Raw genomic sequence first — 14,221 nt, 5'->3', positions numbered from 1 at the left:
GTGGTGATTGCTATTAGATAGATTGCTCTTTTGCTTGTACTGTAGTGAGGCTTCCTATATCGTATAACTGCTTATACACTTGGGGTGTAATATGACGTCCTGCCTGTTCCATTGCACGTAATATCGCTCCGATCACAGGTTCGACTTCTAATTTGACCAGTGAGGCATGCGGTGCCGATTGTTGTAAGGCTTGCTCAATCTGCGGACGAATCCAACCACGATCTCCTCGTGTCAACAGACTTCCAGCCATCACCACATCAAATGGTAACGTGTGCATTTGCAATCGATTAACGATTGCTGTAATCGATTTTCCTATTTCCTGACCTTGTTTTGCCAAAATATCTAATGCTACTCCATCTCCCCACGCGGCAGCTGTAAATAACAATTCAGCCACTTGTACAGGTACTTGATAATGATGATCTAGATAGTCGTGAAATAATGTATGCACATCTGAATAATGCAACATATCCAGTAAAAGCTCTGTGAGTACAGTAGAATGACCTCTTCCATCCCATGCTCGAATCACCGATCGAAACACTTCGATACATAATGATCCGCCCCCACCAAAGTCTCCATACATATAATCAAATCCACCACACTGATAACTTTCACCTGCTGGATTCATCCCGGCACTATTCGTTCCTGTTCCACAAATCACCGCTATCCCGTAAGCATTCGTAGTTCCAGCACGAAGCCCAATCATGGTATCTCCAACCAGATCATAATGATGAAATCCAAGACTCTGAATCATAGGATGCAAAATAGCATAATCGGCGGGTCGATCTGCTCCTGCTAATCCAAAACAACTGGATGTTAATTGCTCACGCTGAATACTGGCTTGCTGTAATGCTTGCTCGATAGCAAGTCCAATCTGTTCTCCTGCAAGTAATCCTGTCGTCTGATGATTACCTGCACCCGCACGTCCTTGCCCTATTAACTGACCTTGTTCATTGGTAATGTAAGCAATTGTTTTGCTACCACCTGCATCAATGCCCAGGTAATACTCCAATATGAGTCACCTCTAATCGTTGCTAACTTGCGCTGTCGATTGCCTGATAATCAATTCTGATTTTAATTTGAGTCCTGTAGTACGCTTACTCTGATTACTGATTTTGCGCAAAATCATATCTGCCGCCGCTAGTCCAATCTGATCTGCTGGTTGTTTCATCGTAGTCAAAAATGGACGCAACTGTGAAGCGATATCCTGATCATCATAGCCGATAACAGAGACTTGTTCCGGTACACGTATACCTGCTTCTGTCAGCGCATTAATTAGACCGATAGCGATATAATCATCCCCTGCAAAAACAGCGGTCGGCAATTGGTTATCAGCCAACCACTTTTTCCCTGTCTGATACCCAAAATCCATACTGTAATCACCTTGTATAATAGCAAATGGCTCCAGTTCTGCTTCTTGCAAAGCATCGATAAATCCTTGTCTACGATCTCTTGTACTCGTAAATACATCTAATCCACACAAATGAGCGATCTTAGTGTGTCCCAACTCCAATAGATGACGAGTCGCTTCATAACCACCATTGTAATTATCAATTGTGATCGCAGACGCATTGTTTTCAGACAATTGGTTATCGATCAGCACGTAAGGAATATTACGCTTTTTCAATTCCGATACAAAACGTTCTTCTTCTACAGGAGATAACAAAATCAATCCATCGACCCGATCTTCTTGAATCAAATAATGGCTTTCCTGATTACCAAAGCTACGAGATACCGATACCGCTAAAAAATAACCTTGAAGCGCTAATGTATCATTGATTTCTTTAGCGACAGCATCAAAAAATGAATCATGTAGTGTTGTTACAATCAATCCAATAATGCCGGTACGACCACGAGCAAGAGAACGAGCAGCAGCGCTTGGACGATAATCTAATTCTTTGATCGCATCCATCACTTTTTGGCGATTTTTTTCACGCACTGTTCCTGCACCATTAAGCACACGTGAAACGGTTACAACAGATAATCCTGATCTTTTAGCAACATCAAATATACTGGCTTTCATCTTATATTCTCCTAATTGATGCTATTTTTTGAAAGTATGCTATAGATACGCTACCTCACAAAAAACGAACATCCTGTTTTTGCTCATTATACAGGATGATATAGGATAGGGACTACACTGTAATGCGCTAAATTGTTATTTATTTAGTTTACTAAAGACAGATAATTTCTTTGGAGGACATTATAGATAAGATATTTTGTTGTAAAATAGCGATATATCATCGTGATTAGACTACTATTCATACGAAATGTGTTCTTCCTAAATCATAAGTTATAGCGCTTTAACTTTCGAAATAAAAAATAATCGAACATTCACTTGCAACTGAAACTGATAGAATCATTTCACCTCCTACGCATAATATTACTCTGTAATAGCTTTTTATTCTTAGATATTACGAATTCATATTTATGCATATTTTGTGATAACTTATTGTAAAGATACGCTCTACTTTTAAAATTTTCTACCAATACCACTTATGATCATTTCATAAAGTTATAGCGCTTTAACTTTTTATATTGGTACTATCATAGATGATCTTATAGTCAATTACAAGCTTATTTTAGGTCTATTCTGATTTTTTAACACCTTTATTTTCCATTTTATGATACGATTATTGACTATTTTAAGCGATTTTTGATATATATGAGCTATAATCTCTGTTATAACGTGCTTTTTGAGCTCAATTAGTCGTTTGTAGAGCTTTGCTGTATCCATTCCAATATATTATGCTGTTGTCTTTTGGCAACACGCTGTAATTCTTTGTTTTCCCACTCCTTTATTATATCTGCCCAAGTCATATGTCCTTTGGAAAGTGCATTTAATCGTGCTCCGATTGTAGAGTGAAAAAGATTTTCATAAGTTTCTAAATGGTCTACCCAACCCTTGAACAGTTCTGGCTTTCGTTGCAAATAATACTTCTGGTGACGCCCTTCTGCTTCTGTAAAATCGGTATAAGGAACAATTTCTGTACTGAGCGACTCTGGTGCATACTGCTGTTGAACACGTAACATCACTTCATATTGTTGCTGATTACGATAAAAAAGAATCGACATATACTGTCTACCTTTATATCCATTGATCGCATCAGGACGGTGATTGTCCCAAAAGCAACAGAGCAATTGTTCTAAAGATATCTCTTGCGGATGAAATGTCATCTCTATACTTTCCGAATGATCTCCTAGCTCGCGATATGTTGGATGACTTGTAGTTCCTCCTGCATATCCAGTTGCAGTCTGGATCACACCTGTGAATTGTCCGAACAATGCTTCAGGGCTCCAAAAGCATCCCATCGCTAACGTCAATTGCTTATCAGATTGTGATCTATCTTCTGTGTGTTGTGTACTCATCATCTGCTACTCCTTTACAATATAGATAGACATTTAAATTTTGTAACCCTGCTCACTCTATTTTACAGTACACTAGAAAGGATACGGCATATTTTCAAGCCGTACCATGAAACTTATACATAAGGTGGTTATATCAACAGTGAACAGACAGAAATCTTTACTTTTGTGGAGTCTTTTACTTGTCGTCATTATTATTGCTCTTATTCCTGTAGGCATGAAAATGTTCTCCGCATCCAATAATGCTCAACAAGCACCTACATCTAGCCAGACGACAACAGATTCTACATACGACCCAACAGATACTCCAGCGCCAGCACCTGTAGCACCTACCATTTCCAAAACGTACGACCTTGTCGTGATCGGTAGTGAAGTCGAAGGGATTCTTATGGCCAAAGCCGCACACGATCAAGGGCAAAGTGTTCTGATTATCGATCCACGTGAAAAGCCCGGTGGACAATTGATACAAGGACAGATGCTTGTACTGGATGAACCGAATACCAACAAAAAGAAAAGTCTGGTTCAAGGTGAAATGAAAAAGCTATACAATGCTTATAATGCAGGCGATATTCGTACAGAAAAACAATTTATAGACTATTATAACAGCTTAATTCAAGGGATTCCGCTTCAAAGTGGGATTCAGATTGAAGGCATTCAGCAAAGTGAGGCAGATGCTAACTATGCGATTACTTCACTAACCTATAAAACAACAGACCAACAATCCCATACGATTGCAGCGAAGTATTGGGTTGAAAATAGTGATTACAATGCGCTCACATCCAAGCTCCATGTGACTCGTATTCCTGGCGTAGAATCGATTTTCGGTGGCGACAAGCCAGAATATATGGCGGCAACGTATATACTACGGTTCAAAGGCGTAGACTGGCTGAAGCTTCATAGTGCGACATTGTTAGATTATCCTTTAACCAATCTTGAAGCAAAATACGGTACTAATACGTATGTCGATTATGATTTTGGGACAGGCTTTAACAAGATTACCGAAAACTTCAAATCGCTAGACCCACAGCTCAAATTGCGTGGTATTAACTCGACTTATCAGAAAGATGGCGAAGTGATTATCAATGCACTGCTCATCTATGATGTCGATCCTGCGAATCCAGAGTCAGTACAATCAGCTATTGCTAAAGGTAAAGCCGAAGCGCCGCGTGTATTAACTTTTCTCAAAGAAAATATTCCGGGGTATGAACATGCAGAGTTAAATGGATTCCCGGAGTACTTGTATATTCGAGATTATAATCGCTTCGCAACAGATTATGTATTATCTTACGAAGATGTCGTAGCTAGTAAAATGTTCTGGGACAATGTCAGTATTGGTGGTTACCCTATGGATATTCAAGGAACACGTGCTGTGCCAACTGGTAAAGGATACGGCAAGCCAGATTTCTACGGGATTCCACTGCGTTCCTTTGAATTAAAATCTTATGACAATGTTCTGGTAGCCGGCAAAAATGTGGGCGCTTCGATCAAAGCTTACGGTAGTGCACGTATTACCCCAACAACCGCACTTGCAGCCGAGACGATGGGAATCATTTTAGGACGGGAAACGAAAAAATTACGTGACCTGAATGAAGAAGATTTCAAGCGAATTCATCGGTATTTGAGTGAGGATTACAATATTAAGTTGGACTGAGTTCGGTTGGTTTACAAAATAAGGATATTCTGAGGGAAACCGCTTCAGCAAAAATATGGTTCTTGCCGTCGCTGTTGAAGATGAATTCCTTGATAAGACTGGATAACGGTCGGCAGTCGCCTTCAAAGGCGAATAGACAGAAGTTTCCGAAGCCGTTTTCTTATAAAAACTTGGAGCTCTTTCAGAACATTGTTCTTCTTAAGCTCTGTGCGGAGATAATATTCTCAACATTGAAAACCGTTCTTGTAGAGAGGGTCGCATTGGCAGATTGGCTAATGTGGCTCTCTTTTTTTATTTTGATGGCGGAGTTAAGCTTTTGAGGAAGAAATTTATAAGTGTGAACAGGATGATGGAAAGCTGTAAATAATTAAATAGCTAAGTCGTTGAAAGATTCGTAGGATCAACGACTTAGCTATTTTTTTCTATTTTAATTATAAATATCACTTTATACAGATCATAATATCTCTTCTATCCAACTAACTGAGCTTGATTAAGGAATCTATTAGACTGTTGTGACTTCTTTCAAACGTTGATCTAGCCATGTTAGCGCTTTTTGGATACGGTCTTGAGGAACATGTTCGTAGCGAGCACCAATTACCAATTCAGTCGAACAGTGAGCCCCTTCTTTTTTGTCTGTTAAGTATTGCACGATACCTACACCTGTCGCCTGACACATTTCGATTAAGATCGGTTCGATTTGTTCTTTGGGCAGTTCGAAATGAATATGGAACATGTTGGAGACAGGCACTTCAGGTAGCGTGTGAATAGCTGTGCATTTATTCATCCACTGGGCTAATTGCACCGCTTCTTGGTAGTATTGTTCCATGTTGCCGACACGTTGTTCGTAGTAATATTTGGAGCTCAGAATATACGGATACAAGCTAATCAGATCGCCACCATGTCTTCTTTTCCAGACTTTAGATTCTGTGGTAAAGTCGCTTGGCCCTGCTAAGATAGCTCCTGCAATCCCACCGATGCCTTTGTAAAAGGATATGTAGACACTATCGAATAATGCACATACTTCAGCGGCTGTTTTTTGGTAATACGGTAAAATTTCGAAAAGTCTAGCTCCATCTAAATGAATCGAAATACCTTGTTTACGACAGTATTCAGAAATAGCTTGTAGTTCGCTATATGGTGGTAATTGTCCACCGATCTCACGTTGAGGCAATTCAAGCAATAAGCAGGCAATATCTTGATCCATTTGCTGTACATCTGCAAGGGTAATCAGGCGATCTTGATCCGCTAGCAAAATCGACTGAATATGGTGCAATTCTTTCAATCCATCTTCTTCATGAATTTCTAAATGGCACAAAGGATGGTAAGCCACTTTTGTACTATTGTGGCGATCACACCAGATACGTAAAGCAATCTGTTGTGCCATCGTACCTGTTGGGAAGAACACTGCACTTTCTTTGCCTAACACGTCTGCCATCTGTTTCTGGAAATCTTCGATCACTTGTCCCCGACCATACTGATCACTGGAAAGATCACCATCAACATCTGCAAATGCTTGTTGCAACACATGTATATTCCGATCGCTATGACCAGGTAAGATATAGTCCGTTTGTGCAAATGCTTCTCGTAAGGTTAAAGAGGGTTGCTTGGATGAAGCAGATTCTGGTGTATTGTACATGGAATTAAGCTCCTTTGGATATCAGATGAAGTGAATATGTAACTATAGCAACGTTATCATATCTGTCTAGCGATGCGTAATGTATTGTACGAAAAAGCATCTATCTATTAATAATTTGTCTATTCATGATCCAAAATAGTATATTCTAATCTTCTAATTCATAATCATCCAAAGACCAAGGTTCTATTTTTTTTATAGCAGTCATAGGAATAAGCATTCTTGTATCATCATGAGCTTCTTCAGGACAAATCACAATAACATTATTAAAGTAGTAATAATTAACGTACAATCCGATTACAAACAAATTATCAAGAAACGTTATTTTAATACCTTTATCTCTATAAGCTGGCATAAATATTTCTTGCTGATCCATGATCATTCCTCCTAAGTTCTTATTTTGTGAAATATGATACGTATCTTTACTAATATAGCATCGATATTTACATACACTAACAACTATCTCTAGAAGCCAAATTCCTTTAAATACTTATGTCATTATTCTCGCTGTTCACACTATTTTAGTGACTATTTTTTAAAAGAACCACTACTATATTATAACGATATGAAATATGGTCATCTTTTTTTTCTAAATAACTAGTTTAATCTAATCATTCATTTAATCTTAAACGCATTTCCCCACTCAAAAAAGTTATCCCAAAATTTCTCGTCAAAAATAGATTCTTTATCTAATCTAAAAGCCAATGCAAGTTCTTTCCATTCTATAAAGTCGAACTTTGCAGGATACATTTTACTTGTATAAAGTTCTATCACTAAACCTTCAAATGACATTTCGTATTCATCATGTTGAAAATAATGTGTTACATTTTCTAATCCTTCCAAAGATAAACTACTTTCAGACATATGTATAAATCTTTTTAATTTTTCTTCTTCAAACACCGAATCACCTCTTATATTATTGATTAGCTAATACCTATCTTCAAATACCATGGGCTATACATTTGGTTTGTAGGTATACCAGGATATTCGCCGCTGCCTGTATCCCATTTTTTTAACAGCTTACTATAATCGTTATCCACTTTTAGAACTTTGCTTTTTAAATGGTAATCATAATACACGTTACAGTTAAAACATTTTAGTTTATCTGACTCACTTCCAAATCCTACTCCGTACAATTCTTGATGACATTTAAAGCATAAAATACTGTATCTTTTTCTTAAAGTAGATAATAACACGAGTGATTACCACATTATTTTATATTAACAATTTTAAGACTCTATAAGATATTTATATTTTTAGAATTGAATAAAAGAAAGAGCCTATCTATATTAAATAGGCTCTTTTTCTTTTATTATTTTAATCAGTTAGAAACAATTAGAACTTTTCCAGATATCATTAATTTCAATTTATTATTCTCCTTCTTAAATTCTAATTCTTGAGATAGTTGCTTCACTTTTTCGTTTAATATCGTTACATCAGGCATTTCATATAAAATAAATTCAAATGTTTGAATATATTCTGTCTCTGGATCAAGTGTCATATGAATTTCTTTAATTTTAGGCACTACTAATTTATTTTCATCTGCAACATTAGTATTCACCATTACGTATTTTCCATTCACTAAACACGTAAAATCCTTTTTAAATACAATTTCTAATAATCGATAATCTGGCTCTATACTCCAAAACATTTCTACAAATTCAAAAATAGAATCTTCAATCAAATCTTGGTTTATACGATTTTGAACTATTTCCTCCGGACTATAATTCATCCATAGTTCAATGTCATTTTCCCCATCAATAATCATTCCAATTTTATGCGGTCTTTTATCCAAAAATTCCCATTTTTTTTGATGATTATTTTTATTTATTTCCATAATATTGCCCTCCTATTTTGGAAGCTATTCTACTGAACAACATATCAAACACTTTTTCATATTTGCCAGAATTTTTATAGTTTTGAGCATCTGGATCATTTCTCACTTCTATTTGTGCATCTTCATAAATTTTTTTCACAATATTAGAGTCCACTCCCCATTTCTCACCAACTCTTTTCATACTTATAGTCATTCCGTTTGGTAATACTGCTCTGATTTCCCCCATTTCAAAATCAACAGCAGTTTCTAAATCCTGCCAACTGAAATATCCATTTGTAGGATGATTATGAGTAAATATTTTATCTTTTGCAATATCTTTATAAGGCGAAAGATCAATGGATGTTTCAGTTCCCTTTATGAGACCTTTTACTTTATTTCCTGCTTGGTCGAAAAATTGCCCATATTCAATTTTTTCATGTCGAATACTAGATTCTACTTTCTTGATAGCTGCAAGTAATACCCCTCCAACAATACCGCCACCACCACCGCCGCCGCCTTTTGGAAGACCATTTGCTGGACCGCCAGGTCCATTACCACCAGCAGTAGATTTTTTACTTCTAGGTTGCATGGAACTGTTTCCTGTTGGATCGATATAATTTGTTGGATTGTTCTCAACATACGTGTAATTATTCATGGTTAAGGGATTCGTAATCTGTCCCTCAACCGTATCCTCATTTAAGAAACGTCCCATACTTGGATCATAATAACGAGCGTTTAGATAGTACAATCCACTCTCACTGTCTTGGTACTCGCCTGCATATTTGAATGGATTGGACGTTTTCTCTTGTTCTGCTACGGTATTTCCGAACTCATCATATTCATAGCTATTCGCTACCGTTCCGTTATCATACAAAATGCCAATAACATCGCCATGTCCATTGTATAAATAGTAATACAACGTGTTACTGTCCGGTTTCTTTTTCAAAAGTACACGATCGCCACGAATATATTCGCTTTGCTCGCTACCTTTCGCTTCAAAGATCACTTTACCCGCTGAATTACTCACCGACTTCTGAACCGTTTTCGTTACCGTTCCTTTGCTATCCGTCTCGGTCAGCTGTTTCTGGTAACGAGTCCCATCTGGTAAATAACGGAAGTCTAACGTTTTACCATCTGATTTCCATTGGTCTAATTGATTAAGGGCGTTATAGCTATAACTCGTCTCGCTCAAGTTTTCTTTCGTATTGCGTGTTTCTTCTAATGTCAGGCGATTCCCACGTAGATCATACGTGTAACTTGCTTGTCCACGACTAGGCTGATTGACACTGATTAAACGATTCAGTGCATCATATCCATACGTGATCGTATCGTCTGCTTTTCCTTGACGCTTCTCGATCGCTTGCACGATGTTACCATTACCATCGTACTGGTAATTGGAAGCGGCAACCACATCATTATCCAATGTCGTTGTCATGGTTTCCATTTGATTCAGCGCATTGTACGTATAACTACTTTTCAGTACTTTGCCATTGGTCATGGTTGGATACGTGACCGTGTCCACTTGTCCTTGTGGCGTGTACGTGTATTGAATATTTTTGCTACCATTCGCTAGATTAATCGTTGTTAATTGTTCTTTGGTATCATAGCTGTAATTTTGACGCGTTCCTTTGACCGGTGTGGTTCCAGCTTGGAAATCGGTCTGCATGGAAGCCACTTGTCCCCATCCATTGTAGGTCAAGTTCATTGCACCGATATAATCATTACTACTGGTGTAACCACGTTGTTGAATCACTCGGCCGAGTAGATCGGTTTTTACTTGTTGATTGACGACTGGTAGACCTGTCGTTTGTAGACTAGCTTGATTCGTCTGAATATCGCCTTTCCCAAAGGTGGACACATATTTCACCGTTTGAGCTTTCGGTGACGTCATCGTTTTGGTATATTCTTTGACCTGATCTTGTTCGTCATACGTATAGCTTGTTCCTGAACCGTTACGGTCTGTCGACGATTTCAGACGACCGAGTGCATCATATTGATTCTGTGTACTCGCATTGGCTGGATCGGTTTTGCTCAGTAACATTTTCGATTCATTAAAGTCTTTGCTGTAAATGACAGCGTTATTCGTGCCTCCTGCATCTTGCATACTGGCTTTAATCAATTGATCATTACCATCATATTCGTAACTCGTGGTCTGGTTGAGTGCATCTTTGAGACTAGTGAGACGGTTGAGTCCATCATAACGGAAGCTCTGCGTTGCACCTTCATTGTTGCGATTCTTCTGTCCATTGGCATTCGCTTCTGGATCCGTATACGTCAAAACATTGCCTGCAATATCATACGTATACGTTTCTTTCAGTGGATTACCATGACTAGCCGCATCTTTATAGGCTACGGTTTCAATCAGGTTCCCCCATTGATCGTATTGCTGATCAACGGCATTCAGCACGTTTCCACCTGCATTCACGAATGTCAGTGATTGACGGTAAAAAGCCGGCTGATGCTGAACTTTGACCACGTTACCTTTCGCATCTTTCGTCTCAATCGCCTGATTCCAGGAATCATAAGCAACGGTTAACTCATCAACAGGTCCATTCACCAATTGTAAACTTGCACTATTGGTAACCGGTCGATACACAGCCGATGTCTGTTTCGTTGGACGCATCTGAGCATCGGTCGTATAGCGAGTCATTTTCATCGTCGTATCCGCACTGGATATATTCATATACGATTCGGTTAACGTCATACCGAACCCATCATAGGTCGAGACTTGCTCACCCAGTATCGCTTTTTTTCCATTCGATTTCTGTGTCGTTTGTTGATCGGTCACAACGACGAGGCCTGCGACTACTGGACTTCCATCTTGACGATCGACAAATGCATTATTGTAACTATACTCGTCTACAATCGTATACGATTCACCATCTGTATTTGTCACACTCGGTTTCGTTACACTGGTGATTCGGTCCAATAGATCATAGGCGTAGCGAGTCGTTTTGCCTTCCCCATCTGTTTCTTGCTTCACCAGGCTGGTTCTTGGATCATACGTGAAGGACTTCGTATTTTGCAGTTCATTTCCACCACTCGCTGAGCGGAAATAGGTACTGACTTTAGCCGGAAGGGTATAGCCACTTTCAGCTCCATATTCCGTAACGGTACGTGCGCGAACGCCAGGTTTGACCGGATGTTCGACGGTCATTTGACTGACTGCATTTCCAGCTTTGCTATAACTATACGTCGTCTCTTGATTGTTCGCATCGATAACGGAGCTTGGACGGCCTTCGGAAGTATAGTGGTACGTAGTGGTGACTTGTTTGTTCTCGTTTTGATATTTACTTTCGGTTGCTATCTGGTTGTACTGTGGATCGTACGTATAGAACGTTGATCGTTTTTGTTTGGTGTTCGCATCGGCTAATTGTCCATCTGTTAATGGTGCAGTCGTTTGTCTGAGATTACCTAATTCATCGTAATTATTCTCGGTATAATGTGTCACTCTTCCACTGTTATCAATCGTATCTGTTTTGGTTCGAGTGGGGTTGAATTTAAATGTCCCATCATAGGCTTCGTAAGCAGTCATGCTAGAATGCCCATCAGTTCCATATTGCAATAGATCTTGACGTTGTGCTTTATTATTGAAACGTGTGACTGTCCGGAATGTCTGATTACCCTGACTCAATTGGAAAGCTGTTTGCCCATACGTGTATCCACTTGGAAGGTTTTCTGGATCCGCATTTTGGGATAAACCTGTATATTCATTTTCATATTCATAACGAACGACATTCGTAAGATCATTATTCTCAAGAACTTTCTTATTTAATTCGATATTATTCTTCAGACCATCTTTTCGCTGCCTTTCATCTGCACGATGAGTAACAATATAATCCTGGGTTATTCCATCTTTTCCTAAAGCATGAGCAATTTGTCCATATTGATAATATGTTTGTGAACGGGGATACTCAATTTCAGTAAGTGGGAAAACAGCATTTACACCTATGCCACTGTCAGTCTGCCAAGTTCTAGCACCATAGCTAAATTGAGCAAATGTTTGTTGATAGTTAAATTTAGTCGTCCATAAATATTGACGTTCTCCATTACTATTATCATTAACATAAGATATGGTTCGTAATATAGGATTGACATCTTGAATATATTCATTTTTTTCTTTTAAACTATCACCTTTGTCTCTAGCTTTACTCGTTTGTGGTTGATTCTTTAGCACCATTTCTGCTTGTCGGTTACCGTCTGATGTAATCGAATATACTGTAATTGTATTTTCTGTTTCTGCACGTTGGTATTCCACTCGTAGCTTGCGACCAGTTGTATCTGTAATTTGCATGTAGTCTAATGGGATATTAGAACTCTCTCCACCGCCATACTCATACGTTAACTTATTTTGAAACCGGTCTACGATACCAATCAGTCTTCCATTAGCATCAAAATATTCTCTTTTCTTATCTGGATATTCCATGTAGAAAGCTGACGTAGTCTGTCCATTACTAAAACTACCGCCATCTTTCATAAAACGAGTTAATTTATTGGGTGGATTAATGAGATTCGTAGCTTTTTCTAAATCAGTTGTTCCATCAAATTTAACTTGCATAGAGGATCCTTGACCATTTTGATAATAATACTGGGTAGGTCCTCCATATTTAGGATTTTCGACTTGTACCGATGGAATCTGAAAAGACCATCCATTACCTATCCGAAAGCGATCAACTAGATAATTAGTAGTCGCCCATTCTGTGCGTGCAAGGTTAGATAAAAAGTAGCCAGGCTCATTGTTCACATAATGGATTGTTGGAATTAAAGCATTAGCTTGCAAAAAGCTACTCGCTTGATTCGATTGATACATTAATCCTAGATTCATGTCCAGTCCATCACGGCCTGGATAGCTAAGGGCATTAAACTTCCATGTTAATGCTCCTGAAGCGGGATCAACCGATTCACTTGTTTTTTGTCGATCTGAATACTGTTCTTTATAAATCTCGTTCATCTTTTTAGGATTAATTAAGCTAAGGTAATTATCCAAGTTTTTTTTAGCACTGTTTACTGAGTTTTCTTGATCAGGAGTCACACTCATTATTGACATTGAAGGAGCCATTGACGGCTGATATGTATCTTGTTGTACTGTATCCTTCGTCACTATCTTGGTCGATAATGGAGTCCAAGCAGGTACGGTATTGCTTAAGAAAAAGCCATATACATCTTGGCTAACAGACTTGCTATTGGCAATCTTCAATCCACTTGTAGGCAACCATTGTGACCATAATAAGCCACTTTTTTTCTTTTGATCCCATACTTGAAGCGGATCAATGACTTGCTGTGAACGAAGCAAATGAAGTTGGTAGCGATCATACTGCCCTGCTCCTGCTTCCATCAGTGCGCCAACTTCTTTAGAGGTCAATAAAAATTTAGGAACAAAAGGAGCAGGTAATAATGATTCTTCTCGAAGAGGATCATTTATACTTTTTTCAGAAGATGAAAAGCTTTGTATACCAGCTTTTCCTTTAGACAGAGAAGACAATGCATACACATCACTGCTTACACTATTCTCATCAAACTTCGTTATTTTAGGTGGATCTAGTACAGGCTCTTTATAGTTGCCCTCTACTAAAGTAACACCAGGTGGCAAAATAGCTTTTGTCTTAGAACTTCCTGCTTTGGTTGAAGCAGCAGAAGCAGAAGGTGCAAAGTTCCCTGCGAAGGAAGTGATCAATAGTACCCCTGCCAATACTATCGTCATATATTGACGCATGATTTTAGTCATCGTTTTCGTTGTTCCCCTTTATCTATACATTCT

At 38.5% G+C, this 14,221-nt stretch carries 9 protein-coding genes; 1 reads left to right on the top strand and 8 read right to left on the bottom strand.

Annotated features, from left to right (window positions below):
- Nucleotides 1–13 precede the first annotated feature (13 nt).
- The 3 genes from QE450_RS21370 to QE450_RS21360 form a co-directional block, all read right to left on the bottom strand.
- On the bottom strand, nt 14–1,009 hold the full coding sequence (locus QE450_RS21370) for an N-acetylglucosamine kinase (RefSeq protein WP_307301947.1): 996 nt from the start codon (nt 1,007–1,009) through the stop codon (nt 14–16).
- Between the two features lie 12 nt (nt 1,010–1,021).
- A complete protein-coding gene (locus QE450_RS21365) occupies nt 1,022–2,020 on the bottom strand; it encodes a LacI family DNA-binding transcriptional regulator (protein ID WP_273614433.1) in 999 nt (332 codons plus the stop codon).
- 683 nt (nt 2,021–2,703) lie between these two features.
- Nucleotides 2,704–3,366, bottom strand: a complete 663-nt coding sequence (locus QE450_RS21360; RefSeq protein WP_307301944.1) for a peptide-methionine (S)-S-oxide reductase MsrA — start codon at nt 3,364–3,366, stop codon at nt 2,704–2,706.
- Between the two features lie 139 nt (nt 3,367–3,505).
- On the opposite strand from QE450_RS21360, the gene QE450_RS21355 reads away from it, so the two are divergent.
- Entirely contained in the window at nt 3,506–5,014 is a 1,509-nt protein-coding gene (locus QE450_RS21355; RefSeq protein ID WP_307301942.1) for an FAD-dependent oxidoreductase, read from the top strand.
- A gap of 502 nt (nt 5,015–5,516) precedes the next feature.
- On the opposite strand, the gene QE450_RS21350 is transcribed toward QE450_RS21355, so the two are convergent.
- From QE450_RS21350 to QE450_RS21330, 5 genes are all read right to left on the bottom strand, one after another.
- Nucleotides 5,517–6,650, bottom strand: a complete 1,134-nt coding sequence (locus QE450_RS21350; RefSeq protein ID WP_307301940.1) for a threonine aldolase family protein — start codon at nt 6,648–6,650, stop codon at nt 5,517–5,519.
- A 145-nt stretch (nt 6,651–6,795) separates the two neighbouring features.
- Complete coding sequence (locus QE450_RS21345; RefSeq protein WP_273614429.1) at nt 6,796–7,023, bottom strand: hypothetical protein; 228 nt, start codon at nt 7,021–7,023, stop codon at nt 6,796–6,798.
- A gap of 239 nt (nt 7,024–7,262) precedes the next feature.
- Nucleotides 7,263–7,547 carry a hypothetical protein gene (locus QE450_RS21340; RefSeq protein ID WP_273614428.1) on the bottom strand — a complete coding sequence of 95 codons (285 nt, stop codon included), beginning with the start codon at nt 7,545–7,547 and terminating at the stop codon, nt 7,263–7,265.
- A 421-nt stretch (nt 7,548–7,968) separates the two neighbouring features.
- Entirely contained in the window at nt 7,969–8,484 is a 516-nt protein-coding gene (locus QE450_RS21335; RefSeq protein WP_307301936.1) for a hypothetical protein, read from the bottom strand.
- The gene (locus QE450_RS21330; RefSeq protein WP_307301934.1) at nt 8,471–14,188 is read right to left on the bottom strand and encodes an RHS repeat domain-containing protein; all 5,718 of its coding nucleotides are present in this window, start codon (nt 14,186–14,188) and stop codon (nt 8,471–8,473) included. The genes QE450_RS21335 and QE450_RS21330 overlap by 14 nt, the downstream gene beginning before the upstream one ends.
- Between the last annotated feature and the right edge of the window lie 33 nt (nt 14,189–14,221).

The organism is Paenibacillus sp. SORGH_AS_0306 (assembly GCF_030819345.1).
Lineage (GTDB): Bacteria > Bacillota > Bacilli > Paenibacillales > Paenibacillaceae > Saccharibacillus > Saccharibacillus kyungheensis.
Note: the sequence above shows the minus strand (reverse complement) of the source record. Positions and strands in the feature narration are given on the sequence as shown.

Bases quoted from the DNA above. Each gene is read 5' to 3' on its own strand.
- QE450_RS21365 (WP_273614433.1), bottom strand. From the start codon at position 2,020: ATGAAAGCCAGTATATTTGATGTTGCTAAAAGATCAGGATTATCTGTT.
- QE450_RS21330 (WP_307301934.1), bottom strand. From the start codon at position 14,188: ATGACTAAAATCATGCGTCAATATATGACGATAGTATTGGCAGGGGTA.
- QE450_RS21360 (WP_307301944.1), bottom strand. From the start codon at position 3,366: ATGAGTACACAACACACAGAAGATAGATCACAATCTGATAAGCAATTG.
- QE450_RS21345 (WP_273614429.1), bottom strand. From the start codon at position 7,023: ATGGATCAGCAAGAAATATTTATGCCAGCTTATAGAGATAAAGGTATT.
- QE450_RS21335 (WP_307301936.1), bottom strand. From the start codon at position 8,484: ATGGAAATAAATAAAAATAATCATCAAAAAAAATGGGAATTTTTGGAT.
- QE450_RS21350 (WP_307301940.1), bottom strand. From the start codon at position 6,650: ATGTACAATACACCAGAATCTGCTTCATCCAAGCAACCCTCTTTAACC.